The organism is Streptomyces sp. NPDC033178 (assembly GCF_055577685.1).
Genome location: NZ_JBVIPT010000014.1, coordinates 1 through 16,303 on the forward strand (window position 1 = coordinate 1; position 16,303 = coordinate 16,303).

Sequence of the window (16,303 nt, forward strand, 5' to 3'; positions counted from 1 at the left end):
TCGTGTTCGCCGAGTGGAACCCCGACTGGTTCAAGTTCTTCCTCTGATCGATGCTGCTCCTCTCTCCCCCCCCCCCCCCCCCCTCCCCCCCTCTCCCCCCTCCCCCCCCCCCCCCCCCCCCCCCCCCCCCGGCCCCCGACGAGACGTCACCGGGCGTGCTCCGTACGGCCCCCCAACGGTGGCCGCATGATCGAACCCCCACCAGATTGGGCTGAGTGTTCGTCAGTGCCCGCCCAGGAGAGGGTCTCTTATCGTGCGTGCCCAGTCGCTGACGCTGGCCGCGGCCGGCGCTGCCCTGCTAGCCCCCACCACGATCTCCGACGTCGCCCCCCTGCCCGACGCCGTGCACGAGCGCGCGGGAAACGCGGGCCCCCCGGGGAACGCCGGATCCGCAGGGGGTGTCCGGGCCGCCGACCTGCTGGCCGCGGTGCGCGACTGCGTGCCCGTCTCCCGCGGCCTCTACCGAACCGACAACGGGGCGCCCGCGGACATCCCCGTCTGCGGAAAGCGCGGCGCGGTCTTCTGGAAGGCCGACCTGGACATCGACTGTGACGGCCGCCGCGGCCCGTACTGCAACGAGAGCACCGACCCGCTCTTCGCCGACGCCACCGCCTTCCAGCAGTCCGACGGCAACCAGCTCGACGCCGCGACCCTTCCGTACGTCGTCGTGCCCGCCGCGAGCCACATCTGGGACCACGAGGAACACGGCGTCCGCAGCGGCACGGTCGCCGCCGTGATCCACGGCGACCGTGTGCAGTACGCGGTCGTCGGCGACCTCGGCCCCGAGGACCTCATCGGCGAGGCGTCGTACGCCACGGCCCGGGGCCTCGGCATCCGCCCCGACCCGCAGGGCGGCGGGGCCGCCTCCGGGGTCACGTACATCTTCTTCGAGGGCTCCGGCGTGTCTCCCATCGAGAACCCCCGGGCGGCCGTCGCCGAGGGCGAGCGACTGGCCCGGGAGTTCGTCCGCCGGAACGTGGCCCGCTGAGGGCGCCCCTCTCACACCTTCCGGTAGCTGTACGCGTCCGCGGCGGCCGCCTCCACCGCCGCCAGGTCGGCTCCCGTGGACGCCGTGACGACCGCCGCCACCGCGCCCTCGACGAAGGGCGCGTCCACCAGACGGGTGCCCGCCGGGAGTTCGTCACCCTCGGCCAGCAGCGCCTTCACGGTGAGGACCGCGCTGCCGAGGTCGGTGAGGACGGCGACACCGGCGCCCCGGTCCACGGCCGCGGCCGCGGCGGAGATCAGCTCGGCGCTGGTGCCGAAGCCGCCGTCCTCGGTGCCGCCCGCGGGTGCCACCGGAGCGGTCGTACCGCCGCCGGAGAGCCCCTTCGCCAGTTCGGCGACCGAGGCGGCCACCGCCGCGCTGTGCGACACGAGCACGATGCCCACCAGCTTCTCGTCGCCTCCCGTCGCGCTCGCCATGTCACTCACCGGCCGCCTCCGCGAGCGCCGCGATCAGCAGGGCCGAGGAGGTGGCACCGGGGTCCTGGTGTCCGATGCTGCGCTCACCCAGGTAGCTCGCCCGGCCCTTGCGGGCCTGCAACGGCGTGGTCGCCAGGGCGCCCTCCTCGGCGGCCGCCCGTCCCGCGGCGAAGGACTCACCGAGCGCGTCGACCGCGGGCACCAGCGCGTCGATCATGGTCTTGTCGCCGGGCGCGGCGCCGCCGAGCTGCATCACCGCGTCCACACCGGTGCGCAGCGCATCGGCGAGCCCCTGCTCGTCGACCTCGGCCGCGTCACCGAGCGCCTTGCCCGTGCGGCGCAGCAGCGTCCCGTACAGCGGCCCGGACGCGCCGCCCACCGTCGAGATCAGCTGCCGTCCGGCGAGCATCAGGACGGCGCCGGGCGTCTGTGGCGCCTCCTTCTCCAACGTGGCCGCCACGGCCCTGAAGCCGCGCTGCAGGTTGCTGCCGTGGTCGGCGTCGCCGATCGGCGAGTCGAGGGCGGTCAGCCGTTCCGCGTCTCGGTCCACGGATGCGGCGGTCGCCGTCATCCAACGGCGGAAGAAGTCGGCGTCGAGCACTGGATCTCCTTGCGTGGTAAAGGTGTTGACCGGTCGCACCGGCACGGGCCGGGGATCGCACCGGCACGGGCCGGGGGAGCGTCACACGCCCCAGCGCAGGCCCGCCGTACGCACCGGCGCGTCCCACAGCCGCAGCAGGTCCTCGTCGACCTGGCACAGGGTCACCGAGGCGCCGGCCATGTCGAGCGAAGTGACATAGTTGCCGACGAGCGTGCGCGCCACCGGGACGCCGCGCTCGATCAGCACCCGCTGCACCTCCGCGTTGAAGCCGTACAGCTCCAGAAGCGGCGTGGCGCCCATGCCGTTCACCAGGACCAGGACGGGATTGCGGGGGCTCATGTCCTCCAGGATCGCGTTCACCGAGAAGTCGGCGATCTCCCGCGAGGTCATCATGGCCCGCCGCTCCCGGCCGGGCTCGCCGTGGATGCCGACGCCCAACTCGAGCTCCCCGGGCGGCAGATCGAAGGTGGGGCTGCCCTTGGCCGGAGTCGTACAGGCGCTGAGCGCGACGCCGAAACTGCGCGAGTTCTCGTTGACCTGGCGGGCGAGCGCCTCCACCCGCTCCAGTGGCTGACCCTCCTCGGCCGCTGCGCCCGCGATCTTCTCCACGAACAGCGTCGCGCCCGTGCCGCGGCGGCCGGCCGTGTAGAGGCTGTCGGTCACGGCCACGTCGTCGTTGACGAGGACCTTGGCGATCTGGATGCCCTCGTCCTCGGCCAGCTCCGCCGCCATGTCGAAGTTGAGCACGTCACCCGTGTAGTTCTTCACGATGAACAGCACACCGGCGCCGCTGTCCACGGCAGCCGCCGCCCGCACCATCTGGTCCGGCACCGGGCTCGTGAACACCTCGCCGGGACAGGCTGCCGACAGCATCCCGGGGCCCACGAACCCGCCGTGCAGCGGCTCGTGCCCCGAGCCGCCACCCGAAACAAGGCCCACCTTCCCGGGCACCGGAGCGTCCCGCCGTACGATCACCCGGTTCTCGACATCCACGGTCAGCTCGGGATGCGCGGCCGCCATGCCCCGCAGCGCGTCCGCGACAACGGTTTCCGCGACGTTGATGAGCATCTTCATGGGTACCTCCTGGTGAGCCCGGCAGGCGGGCCTCGTCCTGCGTTCTTGGTCGGACATGCGGCGGCTGGAGTACTGCTCTGGGCAGTATCAACCTTGTGGCAGCGAAGGTCACCTGCGCCTGCGCCGTGGCTTCCCACCGCGGTGCACCTCGCGGGTCCGGGTCTACACCTCGATCTGCGACCCCATGATGACCGTGCGGTCGCGGGGCAGGCTGAAGTACTCGGCGGCGTCGGCCGTGATGTACGAGGTGGCGATGAACAGCCGTTTGCGCCAGGGTGCCATCGTCGGGGCCTTCCCGCGACGGAGCTCGATTTTCGACAGGAAGTAGGACGCCTGGTCGAGTTGCAGCGGTCCTTCGGTGTCGGCCGGGTCGAGCATGGCCAGTGCGCCGGGTACGTCCGGCGTCTCCATGTAGCCGAACTGGGCGGTGACATGGATGATCCCGTCGTCCGCGTACCCGAGGTCGTCGACGACGATTCGCCGGTCGGCCGGGACGCGGGGCACGGGCTCGGTCCCGATGGACAGGATCACGACCTGCTCGTGCCGCACGTGGTTGTGCTCGACGTTGGCCCGCATGGCCAGGGGCGCGGTCTCCTTGTCCCGGTTCAGGAAGACGGCCGTGCCCGGCGCCCGGATCGTCGGCTCCTGCCCTGTGCGGAGGTCGTCGATGAACTCGGGCAACGGCCCTTCCTGGCGTGCGCGTTCCTCGGTGACCAGTTGGCGGCCGCGCTGCCAGGTCGTCATGACCGTGAACGCGGTGAGGCCGATCAGCAGCGGCAGCCACGCCCCGTGGACGAGCTTGGTCATGTTGGCCGCCACGAACAGCAGGTCCACGAGGAGGAGCACGCCCGCGCCGATGGCGAGCAGCCAGGGCGGCGTACCCCACTTGCCACGGGCGATGTAGAAGAAGAGCAGGGTGGTGATGGTGATGGTGCCGGTGACCGCCATGCCGAACGCGTAGGCCAGCGCCGCGGAGCTCTGGAAGGCGAAGACCAGAGTGAGGACCGAGACCATCAGGAGCCAGTTGATCCACGGGACGTAGATCTGACCGATGGTGGACTCGGAGGTGTGCGCGATGCGCAGCCTCGGCAGGTAGCCCAGCTGGGCAGCCTGGGAGGCGACCGAGTACGCGCCGGTGATCACCGCCTGGGAGGCGATCACGGTCGCCGCCGTCGCAAGGATGACCATGGGCCAGCGTCCCCAGTCGGGCACGAGCAGGAAGAACGGGCTGCTGATGTTGTCCGGATCGTCGAGGATCAGCGCGCCCTGGCCCAGGTAGCTCAGGACACAGGCGGGCAGTACGAGGAACAGCCAGCCCCGGGTGATCGCCCGGCGGCCGAAGTGCCCCATGTCGGCGTAGAGCGCCTCGGCGCCGGTGACCGCGAGCACGATCGCGGCCAGGGCGAAGAAGGCCGTGCCCCAATGGCCGAACAGGAAGCCAAGGGCGTACGTCGGCGACAGTGCCCGGAGAATGCCCGGGTGGTCGGCGACACCGGCGACGCCGCACGTGCCGATGGCCACGAACCAGACGATCATGACCGGGCCGAACACCCGGCCCACCGCCGCGGTTCCCCGGCGCTGCACCAGGAACAGCAGCACGATGATCACCGCGGTGATCGGCACGACCGCGCCGTCCAGCGACGGCTCGACGACCTTGAGTCCCTCGACCGCGGACAGCACCGAGATCGCCGGGGTGATCATGCTGTCACCGAAGAACAGCGACGCACCGAAGATGCCGAGCGCGGCCAGTACGACGGTGGCCCGGCGCCCGCGCTGTGAACTCCACCGCCGCAGCAGGGTGATCAGCGCCATGATGCCGCCCTCACCGTCGTTGTCGGCGCGCATCGCCAGCAGCACGTAGGTGACCGTGACGATGATCATCACCGACCAGAACACCAGCGACACCACCCCGTACACATTGTCCGTGGTGACCGGGACGGGGTGCGGGTCTTCGGGGTTGAACACCGTCTGGAGGGTGTAGATCGGGCTGGTCCCGATGTCGCCGAAGACCACGCTGAGAGCACCGATCACCACCGCGAGCCGCACCGTGTCGCGAGTGCGTGCCCGACGGGCCTCCTCCACCCGTGACGCGGATCCGTCATCCGACGCGGTTTCCTGCCGGCGATCGGCCATGGTGCTCCTCCTCCGTGCCGTCCCCTGAGCCGCAGACCGGGGCATCTGGGCGGACGATACCGATCCCCTGGCGCGACCGTCGGCAGGGGCGCCGGTCACACGGGCGGTTCGAACTCACCGGCGGAGCCGCGTGCTTCGTTCTCGGCTCCGGGCGCGCACGGCGATCCGGGCGTCTCCAGGCCCTGGGTGACGAAGACTGCGGTCTTCCCGGCGGCGAGTTCCTTGAAGCGGCGGATCACCAGGTACTCGGCGCGGGGGTCCATCGCGGAGGTGGGCTCGTCCAGCATGAGCATCGCGGGCCGGTCGGCGGCCCAGCCCAGGCGGGCCGCGGCGGCGAGCGTGCGGGGCAGCCGGGCGGCCATCTGCCACCAGGAGGCATGAGCGATGCCCTCGAAGCGTGCGTCGCCTCGGAGGCCGACCTGCTGCGGGACGTCGGCCGAGGAGGAACCGGATGAGGACGCGGTCACCTGCCTCATACTGCTGCTCCCACCGAAGCCCACCGACCCGAAGCCCCCGAATTCGCCCATAAGGTGGACGAAGCCCGCCCGACGCGTGAGCCCGAGCCGCAGTGTGGCGACAGGGGCCGGAGGACGGGACGTCGGCGGGCCGGCCGATGCCCTCGGCAGCCGCATACAGGCCCGCGTACGGGGCGTCGTTGTCCGCTGCCGGCGCTTGCCCAGCGCCCCCTGTGCTTGTAGCCGTTGGGGATGTGCTCCGGGTGCGGCGTCAACGGTTCCGACGCAGACTGACCAGGTGAGCCGTACGCACGCGCAACGCAACGAGAGCGCATCCGGTGCCGGACGCGCGGCCTCCCAGCCGCTGGCGCTCGCGGCGATGATGTTCGCGGTGGCTATGACGTTCATCGACCAGACGATCGTGTCGATCGCGGCGCCCGACATCGTCTCCGAACTCGGCCTCTCCGCCTCGGGAATGCAGTGGGTGGTCAACGCCTATCTGCTGTCCCTGGCCGCGTTCTTCGCCGTCGGCGGGCGCCTCGCCGACCTGTTGGGGCCACGTCGTGTCGTCGTGGCAGGCACCCTGATCTTCGTCATCTCCTCCGCGATGTGCGGCTGCGTACCCGACGGGGACTACGCACTGACGTGGCTCGTCGCCTTCCGGGCGACTCAGGGACTCGGAGCGGCGCTGCTTTTTCCCGCCGCGCTCGCGGTCGTCGTGGCGGTGTTCCCGATCGAGCGGCGGGGGCGTGCCCTGGCCCTGTTCTTCGGCCTCACCGGTGCCCTCACCGCCGTGGGACCGCTGCTCGGCGGCTGGCTGACCACCTGGACCTGGCGGGCGATCTTCTGGGTCAACGTCCCCGTCGCCGTCGTGGCGCTGATCCTCACCGCGCTCGCCCACGTCTCCGACCGGCGACGCGACGAACCGCTGGACGTGAAGGGCGCCCTGCTGATCGCCGTCGGGATGGGCACGAGCGTGCTCGGCTTCCAGCAGGCGTCGGCCTGGGGCTGGGACAGCGTGGCGACGTGGGCCTGCATCGTCGGCGGCCTCGCGGTGCTGTACGTCTTCTGCCGCTACGAACTGCGCACCCGCCACCCCCTGATCAACCTGTCTGTCTTCCGCGACCGGGCCTTCACGGTGGACTCGCTGGTGCTCTTCTTCGCCATGCTGGCGTTCGTTCCCGTGTTCTTCTTCGCCTCGGTCTACGCCCAGGTCTCCCTCAGTGCCTCGGCCAACCAGGCCGCCCTGTACCTGCTGTACTTCTTCGTGGGGTTCGCCATCGCCTCCCAGTGGGGCGGCCGGATCCTCGACAAGCGGGGAGCCCGCCCCGCGTTGAAGATCGGCTGCGTGGTCGGCGCCGTCGGGTTCGCCCTCTGGGCCGGCAAACTGACCGAACTGTCCATGCACGACCAGTGGCCGTACGTCGCGCTCGCCGGCGCGGGCATCGGATTCATCCTCGCCCCGGCCTCGACGGACGCCGTCAACCGGGCGATCGACGCCTCCTACGGCGAAGTCACCGGCATCACCCAGACCGTCCGCAACTACGCGGCCAGCATCGGACTTGCCGTCTTCGGCACCATGCTGACGCACACCATGACGGACAACGTGGAGAGCACCCTCCGGACTCGCGGGGTACCGGCGGACCAGGTCGACTCCGTGGCCGGCGACGTGACGCAGTCGATCACAGGCCAGGCGGACGCCCGTACCCCCACCGGCGACGGTCCGGTCGCGACGACCATGCGCGATGCGATGTCCTCGATCCGCATGGACTTCGCAGAGGCCAACCAGTGGGTGTTCTACGGCATGGCCGTCGCCCTCGGCATCGGCTTCCTCTGTGCCCTGCGCCACCCGGGCGGCCAGGCGGCGGCCACGGCGCAGGAGACGCCCACGCAGGCACCCGTACGCCATTGAGTACACCTTCCGTTGAGCACAACTTCCGCCCGGCCCGGCCGCTTTGACGCCGTACTCGGTGAACGGCCTGGTGTCAGTGGCGGGCCGGGGTGGGTGAGATCTGCTGCATGAGGCTGGTCATGTCCGGGGCGACCCACTCCTCGGCGGCCGAACATGTCCTCGATGGTGATCTGCAGGTCGGGGAAGCCGACGAAAACGGCTTCGCCGAGGGCTGACCGATGCCCGTAGCATCCGTGCGTGCAACGCATCCTCGTCGTCGGCATCACCGGAGCCGGGAAGACCACCATGGCGCAAGCCCTTTCCGCCCGGCTCCAGTTGCCGTTCCACGAGATGGACTCGCTCGTGTTCACCGGTCCCGACTGGGCGGTCGACCCCGACTTCCGCCAACAGGTCGCGAAGATCGCCGCCGCCCCCGCCTGGATCTTCGACTCCTTCGGCCACCCCGAGGTCCGCGACCTGTTGTGGACCAGCGCCGACACCGTGATCTGGCTCGACTACCCCAGAGCCGTCGTCATGCCGCGCGTACTGCGCAGATCCCTGCGACGGACCCTGCTGCGCGAGCGGGTCTTCGGCGGCAACGTGGAGGCGCTGTCCTCCTGGTTCAGCGGCGACCACCCCGCGTGGTCGTCCTGGACCCAGCACGCGGCCCGCCGCGCCGAGATCAACCGCCGCACGACCGACCCACGCTTCGCGCCCCTGAAGGTCGTCCACTTGGGTTCCCCGCGCGAGGCGACCGCGTGGCTGGGCGGCCGGCCCCACCCCGCCGCGGGCTGACCTCGGACAGGGCGGGCAGGCCGGGCCCGCATGCCGCCTCGCTATGCGCGATGGCTGTGAGCAGCGAGCGTTTGGTTCAGCGCGGCGAGGCCGTCCGCGTAGATGCCGTGGAACAAGGCGATGGCTTCGTCGTCGCTGACGCCGTCCGGTGTGAAGGTGCCGGACCACTCCACGCGGGCCGTGTCCTGCCCGGGGATCTCGTGCACCGTGAGGGTGGAGAGGTAGCCGGTGACGGGGAAGGGCGCCTGGAGGATGGAGTAGCTGTAGGTGCGGGCCTTGTCGTCGAAGGCTTCGAGTCGCTCGACGATCACTCCGCCGTCCTCGTTGCGGAGACTGCGGACACGCCCGCCGTCGCTGAGTTCGCTGGCGGGGATGTAGGGGAGCCAGTCGGGCAGTGAGTCGAAGCCGCCGATGAGCTGCCAGACGCGGTCGGCGGAGGCGGGGATGTCGAGGGTTGCGGCGGTCGTGGCCACGGGATCCTCCTGGATGTGTGCGGGTGTGCGGGTGTGCGGGTGTGCGGGTGTACGGAGTGCCTGGGGTGTACGAGGTGTGCAGGCGACCGGGTCAGGCAGCAACGGGCACCGGAGCGTCCTGAGCTATCAGCCGCTCCTCGCGCAGGTCCGTCCAGAACGCGGCCGGGATCGTCTCGCCGAGAGCGGCGACGTCCTCAGCGATGCGACTGGGCTTGGTGGCGCCGGGGATCACGGCTGCCGTCGCCGGGTGGGCGAGGGAGAACTGCAGCGCGGCGGACTTGATACCGACCCCGTGCCGCTCGGCGAGCGCCTTGATCCGCTCCACCTTGTCGATGATGTGCGCGGGCGCCTGCTGGTACTCGAAGTGCGTTCCTCCGGCGAGGATGCCCGAGCTGTAGGGGCCGCCGACCACGATGTCGACGTCCTGGGCGGCAGCGGCCGGCAGCAGACGCTGCAAGGCCCGGTCATGGTCGAGGAGGGTGTAGCGGCCCGCGAGGAGGAAGGCGTCGGGCTTCGGCTCGTCCAGGTCGAGGGTGAGCTCCAGGGGCTCCACGCGGTTGACGCCCAGGCCCCAGCCCTTGATGACGCCCTCCTCGCGCAGCTTCTGCAGTACGCGGAACGCGCCGGTGCGGGCGCTCTCGTACGCGGCCAGCCACTCGTCCCCGTAGAAGTCCTGGGCGACGTCGTGCACCCACACGATGTCGAGGCGGTCCGTCCGCAGGCGCTTGAGGCTGTCCTCGATGGAGCGGAGGGTGGCGTCGGCGGTGTAGTCGTTGACCATCTTGTTCGGGCGACCGTGTTCGAAGAGGCCGCCCTTCTCGCCGAGGTCGCGTACGGCCGGGTCCTCGATCTCGTCGAAGATGACGCGGCCGACCTTCGTGCTGAGGACGAACTCGTCGCGGGGGTGCTGTGCCAGTACGTCGCCGAGCCGGATCTCGGAGAGGCCGGCGCCGTAGAAGGGCGCGGTGTCGAAGTAGCGGATGCCCTGGTCCCAGGCGGCTTGGACGGTGGCCGCGGCCTCCTCGTCCGGGATGGCGCGGAACATGTTGCCGAGCGGTGCGGTGCCGAAGCCGAGGGCGCCGGGCAGGATGGGCTTGATGCTCATGGGGGGGATCCTTGCGATAGCGAGGGTGATACCGATTGCAGAGGATTCATCACTGAATGTGCGATCCGTCGGCCTTGCGTGTTCGAGGTTAGGATCCATGGATGAGACTGTCCAAGACTTGCTTGGACATACTTGAGTCCTCCGAGGTCCTACATGCTTGACCTGCGCCAACTCCGCTACTTCGTCGCCGTCGCCGAGGCCGAACACGTCGGCCGTGCCGCCGAGCGGCTGCACATCTCCCAGTCGCCCCTCAGCAGGCAGATCGCCCAGCTGGAGAAGAACCTGGGCCTGACCCTTTTCGAGCGCAGCCAGCAGCGCATCCGGCTGACCTCCGACGGCCGGGTCTTCCTGACCGAGGCGCATGCCCTGCTGCGCCACGCGGACCGGCTGGAGAACCTCGGCCGGCGGCTCGGCCGTGGCGAGGAGGGCGGCCTGTGTATCGGCTACGTGGCCGACGCCATGCACACGGGCATCCTGCCCACCGCCCTGCGCACACTGCGCGATCAGCGTCCGGGCATTCACGTCGCGCTGTACGACCAGGAGTCGGCCGAGCAGTTCGAGGGACTGCGTCAGCGCAGCCTGGACATCGCGCTGGTGCGCACACCGCCGCCCGAGGGCGACCCGGACCTGAACACGGCCCCGTTGCTGCAGGATCCGTTGCTGCTGGCGCTGCCCGCGGAGCATCCCCTCGTGGAGCAGGGGGAGTTGACCCCCGAAGCCCTCGACGGGCAGCCCTGGATCGCGGTGGGCGACTCCCAGGACCCGGCCTGGCGCGACACGTTCGTCGCCTCGTGCGTGGCCTCCGGGTTCACCCCGGACATCCGTCTCGACGCGGCCGATCCACTCACCGCACTGGGCCTGGTCGCCTCCGGACTCGGCCTCGCACTCATCCAGAAGAGCATGATGCGCGGCACGACCGACGGTGTCGCGGTACGCGAACTGCCTTGGCACGGAGGGTCCGTTCAGCTGTGGGCGGCCTGGCACCGGGTCGACCTCCGCCCCGTGGTGGCCTCGTTCCGCGAAACGGTCCTCGCGGGCCGGGGCGCCGCCTGAGCGAGGACGATTCGCCCCTGCTTCGTGCAACCTGCAACTGATGTGGCCGAGGAGGCACCTGTGGGGCAATCGTTTACGTCGTGCAAAAGTGCATGTCGCCCTCGCCCCATGCCCGTTCGGACGTGAACGGCAAGACCTCGTTCCGGACAACTGTTTGTTCAGGCCATGACACTGGCGACCTTTCAGTGTGAAGATCTTCCCGCCGCGCGGCACTCATCGCACGTTCTCCCCGGAGGGCCGACACCACCGTCCGGTCTTCCCACACGGCCGCCATCGAGCGGCCGGAAGGGGTCCAGGACCGCTACCCGATCGACACCGGCTACGTCGACAGCTGGAAGCTGAACTTCTGATCCACGCTCCCGGGTCTGTGGTGCCGACGGGTACCGCAGACCCGGGAACAGGCGTCGGAGATCGAGGACTTGGGTCAAATCACATACCAGGTTGGTCAGTTGGCGAACCAGTGCTCCCACCGACCGGTGGCAAGTCCGCGTGCGATTGCGCTCGGGCTTTACGGCCGGAGACGGCCTACCACCGCCGGGCGCGGACGGGGACAATGAAGCGTTGGCCGGCTCCACCGGGCCTCGTCGGTCACGCCGTGGCCGTGTCCCGCCGCAGCCGCGAGCCATCACGTGTCCCCGATGGGATGTCGGGGGCACGGACGCGCCCTTCGTAACCGCGCACGCACCGGCATCACGGCACGGAAGCACGGCACGCCCGGCGACCGGTCGGGCGCGCTTGAACCTGACCGACCGTCTTCGGGGAGATTCGGGTGATGAGAGCACGCGGTACCACCATCAGACGTTCCCGGCTCGTCGCCTCGGCGTTGAGCCTGCTCGTCGTGGCCGCCCTGGCGGTTTCCGGCACCAACGCGACCGCGGCGCCCACGGCCGGCGCCGCACCGTCCGCCGCCTCGGTGGCCGGCGCGGCCTCGGCCGTCGAATCCCTGGGGATCGCCGGGACGAGCTGGGCCGTGGACGAACGGACCGGGAAGCTGCGGGTGCTCGCCGACTCCACGGTCGGGGAAGCGGACCTGGCCGCAGTCCGTCGGGCCACCGGCGGCTTCGCCGGTGCCATGACCGTGGAACGGGTCGACGGCCGGCTGCGCACCCTCCTGTCGGGCGGCGACGCCATATACACCTCCAGCTGGCGCTGCTCGGTGGGGGTCAACGTGGTGAGCGGCTCCACCTACTACTTCGTCACCGCGGGCCACTGCACCGACGGCCTGCCCACCTGGTACACCAGTGCCGGCCTGACCACGACGGTCGGCCCCACCACCGGCACCAGCTTCCCCGGCAACGACTTCGGCGTCGTCCGGTACTCCAACCCGGCCGTGCCGCACCCCGGCACCATCGGAACCGTCGACGTCACCGGGACCGCGACCGCCTACGTCGGCCAGAGCGTCTGCCGTCGCGGAGCGACCACCGGTGTCCACTGCGGCAGGGTCACCGCGCTCAACGCGACCGTCAACTACGGGGGCGGAGACATCGTCTACGGGCTGATCCAGACCAACATCTGCGCCGAACCGGGTGACAGCGGCGGTCCGCTCTACGCGGGCGACAAGGTCATCGGCATCCTCTCCGGCGGCTCCGGGAACTGCACCTCGGGAGGGACCACCTACTACCAGCCGATCCAGGAAGTGCTGAGCGCCTACGGCCTGTCCGTCTACTGACGAGTCGCCGGCCTCGGGCGGGCGGAGGCCCAGCCCGGGGCCGCTTCTTCGCGACCCGCTTCGTCAACTGCTGCACACCTCTAGACATCCGATCTATTCCACGGCGACGATGATCGCGCCCTCGACAGGTGTCGATGTGGCTGCGACCTCCTCTGCGATAGAGCCGATGAATGGGCCGGGAGACCTCACCGTGATCAATGAATCCCAACCGCAGCGACGAAGCATCCTCAAGTTCGGCGGTGCCTTCGCCGTTGCGCCCCTGATCACTCAGCTGACCGGCGGAATCCCCGTGGGACAGGCCGTCGCCGCGGGGGCCGGCGCGCCGGCGGGCGTCCAGTGGCCGACCCTGTCGCGCAAGGCGCTGAAGTACTCCGTGCCCGCCTTGGACTGGCAGTCGCAGGCCCTGCCGATCGGCAACGGCCGACTCGGCGCCATGCTCTTCGCCGATCCCTACGAGGAGCGCATCCAGTTCAACGAACAGAGCCTGTGGGGCGGCCTCAACAACTACGACAACGCTCTCGCCGGCAAGCCGGACAGCGACTTCGACACCGGCATGACCGGCTTCGGCTCGTACCGGAACTTCGGCGACGTCGTCGTCACCTTCGCTCCCCGTGCGAGACCGAGGATCACGGCCCCGGGCGGACCGTACAGCAGCTCCTCGTCGGAGGGCGTCGACAAGACGTACGACGGTGAATCGAGCACCAAGTGGTGCATCGAGGGGCCGGGTTCGAAGGTGCAGTGGCAGGTCGAGCTTCCCGAACCCGTCGAGGTCGCGTCCTACCGTCTGACGAGTGCCAACGACGTGCCGGAGCGCGACCCGCAGGAGTGGAAGTTCTCCGGTTCGGCCGACGGCACCTCCTGGACCACGCTGGACAGCCGCACGCTGGAGGCGCCCTTCGAGAGCCGTTTCCAGACGAAGGAGTTCACCTGCGCCGACACAGGCACCGGCACCGAGTCCGCGGCCTACCGCTTCTACCGGTTCGACTTCGTCCCCAAGGCGGGCGTCAGCCACTTCCAGGTGAGCGAGATCGGCCTGTCCGGCGTCGACCTCGACGGGGGCGGTTCGATCTATCTGTCCTCACCGAGCGGGCACTCCAAGGGTTCGGGGTCCGGTTCCGGTGCCAAGTCCCGTGGTACGGACATCTCCAGATCGGTGGACGGTGATCCGGCCACGGTCTGGCGGGTCGACGACGCCGAGTCGAAGGTCGTCTGGCAGGCCGAGCTGCCCCGCCCGGTCGCCGTCACCTCGTACGCGCTGACGGCTGGCCCGGACCGGCCGCGGGACGACCCCCGGCGATGGGTGCTGGAGGCGTCGCAGGACGGGCGTGCCTGGACGACCCTCGACACGCAGAACCCCGGAGCGCCCTTCGCCGATCGCGGAAAGACCCGTACCTTCCGGATCACCAACAGCACGGCCTACCGCGTCTACCGGCTCACCCTGACGCCCGGCGCGTCCTCCAAGGGCTTCCAGATCGCGGAGATCGCGCTGGAAGGCGGGGGCTTCGACACGCGTACGCAGCGGTCGGTCGTCGACTACCAGCGCAGCCTCGACTTCGTGAAGGGCGTCCACGTCACCCGCTTCGGCGCGCCCGGACAGCGCGTCGTGCGCGAGGCCTTCGCCAGCCGGTCCGCGGACGTCATGGTCTTCCGGTACACGTCGGACGCCGCCCGGGGACTCTCCGGAGCGATCTCGCTGACGTCCGGACAGGACGAGGCCCCGACGACCGTCGACGCCGGCGCGGGGCGGATCGCCTTCAGCGGTGTCATGGGCAACGGGCTCAAGCACACGTGCACCGTGCGGGCCGTGCACACCGACGGCGACCTCCGCGCCGACGGGTCGGTGCTCCGGTTCAGCGGCTGTACGACCCTGACCCTGTTCCTCGATGCCCGCACCGACTACAAGCTCGACGCCGCCGCAGGGTGGCGCGGCCCCGATCCGGCACCGATCGTCGCCAGGACGCTGGCCAAGGCGACCGCCAGGTCCTACAACAAGCTGCGTGACGAGCACACCGCCGAGATACGCGCCCTCATGAACCGTGTCTCGGTCGCCTGGGGTACCTCCGACGCCGCCGTCGTCGCGCTGCCGACCGACGCCCGACTCGCGCGTTACGCGGCGGGCGGCGAGGACCCAACACTCGAACAGACCATGTTCGACTACGGCCGGTACCTGCTGATCAGCTCCTCCCGCCCGAACGGCCTGCCCGCCAACCTCCAGGGCCTCTGGAACGACAGCAACCAGCCGGCATGGGCCTCGGACTACCACACCAACATCAACATCCAGATGAACTACTGGGGAGCCGAGACGACGAACCTGCCGGAGAGCCATGAGGCGCTCGTCCGGTTCATCGAGCAGGTGGCGGTGCCCAGCCGCGTGGCGACCCGCAACGCCTTCGGCAAGGACACCCGTGGCTGGACCGCCCGCACCAGCCAGAGCATCTTCGGCGGCAACTCCTGGGAGTGGAACACCGTCGCGAGCGCCTGGTACGCCCAACACCTGTACGAGCACTGGGCGTTCACCCAGGACCTGGGCTACCTCCGCACCATCGCCTACCCGATGATCAAGGAGATCTGCGAGTTCTGGGAGGACCATCTCAAGGAGCGTGAGGACGGACTCCTCGTCGCACCGAACGGCTGGTCCCCCGAGCACGGGCCGCGCGAGGACGGCGTCATGTACGACCAGCAGATCATCTGGGACCTGTTCCAGAACTACCTGGACTGCGAGGCGGCGCTCAGGACGGACCCCGCCTACCGGGCCAAGGTCACGGACATGCAGGCACGCCTCGCGCCGAACAAGATCGGCAAGTGGGGTCAACTCCAGGAGTGGCAGGAGGACTTGGACGACCCCACCGACATCCACCGCCACACCTCGCACCTCTTCGCGGTCTACCCGGGCCGCCAGATCACCCCGAAGACACCGGACTTCGCGGCCGCCGCCCTCGTCTCGCTCAAGGCGCGGTGCGGCGAGAAGGAAGGCGTCCCGTTCACGGCCGGGACGGTGTCCGGCGACAGCCGCCGCTCGTGGACCTGGCCCTGGCGGGCGGCCCTCTTCGCGCGTCTCGGTGACGGGCACCGCGCCCAGATCATGCTGCGCGGACTGCTGACGTACAACACGCTGCCCAACATGTTCGGCAACCACCCGCCCTTCCAGATGGACGGCAACTTCGGCATCACGGGCGCCGTGGCGGAGATGCTCCTGCAGAGCCACGACGGTGTGATCCACCTGCTGCCCGCCCTGCCGGACGGCTGGAAGGCCGAGGGATCCTTCACCGGGCTCCGCGCCCGTGGCGGCTACGAGGTCGACTGCGAGTGGCGGAACGGGAAGGTCACGTCCTATCGAATCGTCGCCGACCGCGCGCGGGACCGGGGGAACGTCACCGTGCGGGTGAACGGCGTCGAGAAGAAGGTGAAGCCGGCCAGGTCCTGACGGCGGCACCGGATCGCTGCCGCAGCAGCCGGGCCGACGACTGCCTGCCGCCCGCCGCCGGGACCGGCGCGGCACGGGTCGTCGGCCTGGCCGCTCTCCGAAGGCCCGATGTCGTGGCTGCTCGGCTACCGCAGAATCAGCCCCCCGCCGGAGAGCCTTCGCCCGCCAGAGAGCGCCCGACGGCGTACACCGCGCTGCGCGCGCC

At 70.2% G+C, this 16,303-nt stretch carries 13 protein-coding genes; 6 read left to right on the forward strand and 7 right to left on the reverse strand.

Translation table 11 applies throughout. The annotated features are described in order from the left end of the window. Window positions 1-253: 253 nt before the first annotated feature. The gene (locus ACZ5VQ_RS30810; protein ID WP_469107753.1) at window positions 254-988 is read left to right on the forward strand and encodes a glycoside hydrolase family 75 protein; all 735 of its coding nucleotides are present in this window, start codon (window positions 254-256) and stop codon (window positions 986-988) included. An 11-nt stretch (window positions 989-999) separates the two neighbouring features. Here the strand turns inward: ACZ5VQ_RS30810 and ACZ5VQ_RS30815 are convergent, their stop codons facing one another. The 5 genes from ACZ5VQ_RS30815 to ACZ5VQ_RS30835 form a co-directional block, all read right to left on the reverse strand. Continuing rightward, a complete protein-coding gene (locus tag ACZ5VQ_RS30815; RefSeq protein ID WP_469108012.1) occupies window positions 1,000-1,425 on the reverse strand; it encodes a PTS-dependent dihydroxyacetone kinase phosphotransferase subunit DhaM in 426 nt (141 codons plus the stop codon). Window position 1,426: 1 nt separating this feature from the next. Further along, window positions 1,427-2,026 carry a dihydroxyacetone kinase subunit DhaL gene (gene dhaL, locus ACZ5VQ_RS30820; RefSeq protein ID WP_469107754.1) on the reverse strand — a complete coding sequence of 200 codons (600 nt, stop codon included), beginning with the start codon at window positions 2,024-2,026 and terminating at the stop codon, window positions 1,427-1,429. Between the two features lie 81 nt (window positions 2,027-2,107). Next, window positions 2,108-3,100, reverse strand: coding sequence for a dihydroxyacetone kinase subunit DhaK (gene dhaK / locus ACZ5VQ_RS30825; protein ID WP_469107755.1), 993 nt, complete (start codon window positions 3,098-3,100; stop codon window positions 2,108-2,110). A gap of 162 nt (window positions 3,101-3,262) precedes the next feature. Continuing rightward, window positions 3,263-5,233: a potassium transporter Kup gene (locus ACZ5VQ_RS30830; RefSeq protein WP_469107756.1), complete on the reverse strand. Its 1,971-nt coding sequence runs from the start codon at window positions 5,231-5,233 to the stop codon at window positions 3,263-3,265. Between the two features lie 95 nt (window positions 5,234-5,328). Further along, window positions 5,329-5,700, reverse strand: a complete 372-nt coding sequence (locus ACZ5VQ_RS30835; protein ID WP_469107757.1) for a hypothetical protein — start codon at window positions 5,698-5,700, stop codon at window positions 5,329-5,331. Between the two features lie 367 nt (window positions 5,701-6,067). On the opposite strand from ACZ5VQ_RS30835, the gene ACZ5VQ_RS30840 reads away from it, so the two are divergent. Both ACZ5VQ_RS30840 and ACZ5VQ_RS30845 read left to right on the forward strand, forming a co-directional pair. Then, on the forward strand, window positions 6,068-7,600 hold the full coding sequence (locus ACZ5VQ_RS30840; RefSeq protein ID WP_469108013.1) for an MFS transporter: 1,533 nt from the start codon (window positions 6,068-6,070) through the stop codon (window positions 7,598-7,600). A 237-nt stretch (window positions 7,601-7,837) separates the two neighbouring features. Further along, window positions 7,838-8,374 carry a P-loop NTPase family protein gene (locus ACZ5VQ_RS30845; protein WP_469107758.1) on the forward strand — a complete coding sequence of 179 codons (537 nt, stop codon included), beginning with the start codon at window positions 7,838-7,840 and terminating at the stop codon, window positions 8,372-8,374. A 41-nt stretch (window positions 8,375-8,415) separates the two neighbouring features. On the opposite strand, the gene ACZ5VQ_RS30850 is transcribed toward ACZ5VQ_RS30845, so the two are convergent. Together ACZ5VQ_RS30850 and ACZ5VQ_RS30855 are read right to left on the reverse strand one after the other, a co-directional pair. After that, window positions 8,416-8,847, reverse strand: a complete 432-nt coding sequence (locus tag ACZ5VQ_RS30850) for an SRPBCC family protein (RefSeq protein ID WP_469107759.1) — start codon at window positions 8,845-8,847, stop codon at window positions 8,416-8,418. A 91-nt stretch (window positions 8,848-8,938) separates the two neighbouring features. After that, on the reverse strand, window positions 8,939-9,952 hold the full coding sequence (locus ACZ5VQ_RS30855; protein WP_469107760.1) for an aldo/keto reductase: 1,014 nt from the start codon (window positions 9,950-9,952) through the stop codon (window positions 8,939-8,941). A 153-nt stretch (window positions 9,953-10,105) separates the two neighbouring features. Between ACZ5VQ_RS30855 and ACZ5VQ_RS30860 the strand changes: the two genes are divergently transcribed. The 3 genes from ACZ5VQ_RS30860 (at window position 10,106) to ACZ5VQ_RS30870 (ending at window position 16,098) form a co-directional block, all read left to right on the forward strand. Then, entirely contained in the window at window positions 10,106-11,005 is a 900-nt protein-coding gene (locus tag ACZ5VQ_RS30860) for a LysR substrate-binding domain-containing protein (RefSeq protein WP_469107761.1), read from the forward strand. A 772-nt stretch (window positions 11,006-11,777) separates the two neighbouring features. Beyond that, a complete protein-coding gene (locus ACZ5VQ_RS30865; RefSeq protein ID WP_469107762.1) occupies window positions 11,778-12,674 on the forward strand; it encodes a S1 family peptidase in 897 nt (298 codons plus the stop codon). A 190-nt stretch (window positions 12,675-12,864) separates the two neighbouring features. Continuing rightward, window positions 12,865-16,098, forward strand: coding sequence for a glycosyl hydrolase family 95 catalytic domain-containing protein (locus ACZ5VQ_RS30870; protein WP_469107763.1), 3,234 nt, complete (start codon window positions 12,865-12,867; stop codon window positions 16,096-16,098). The last annotated feature ends 205 nt before the right edge of the window (window positions 16,099-16,303 follow it).

Coding starts and splice junctions, on each gene's coding strand:
- ACZ5VQ_RS30840 (WP_469108013.1), top strand. CDS start 6,068: ATGATGTTCGCGGTGGCTATGACGTTCATCGACCAGACGATCGTGTCG.
- ACZ5VQ_RS30860 (WP_469107761.1), top strand. CDS start 10,106: ATGCTTGACCTGCGCCAACTCCGCTACTTCGTCGCCGTCGCCGAGGCC.
- ACZ5VQ_RS30855 (WP_469107760.1), bottom strand. CDS start 9,952: ATGAGCATCAAGCCCATCCTGCCCGGCGCCCTCGGCTTCGGCACCGCA.
- ACZ5VQ_RS30830 (WP_469107756.1), bottom strand. CDS start 5,233: ATGGCCGATCGCCGGCAGGAAACCGCGTCGGATGACGGATCCGCGTCA.
- ACZ5VQ_RS30815 (WP_469108012.1), bottom strand. CDS start 1,425: ATGGCGAGCGCGACGGGAGGCGACGAGAAGCTGGTGGGCATCGTGCTC.
- dhaK (WP_469107755.1), bottom strand. CDS start 3,100: ATGAAGATGCTCATCAACGTCGCGGAAACCGTTGTCGCGGACGCGCTG.
- ACZ5VQ_RS30865 (WP_469107762.1), top strand. CDS start 11,778: ATGAGAGCACGCGGTACCACCATCAGACGTTCCCGGCTCGTCGCCTCG.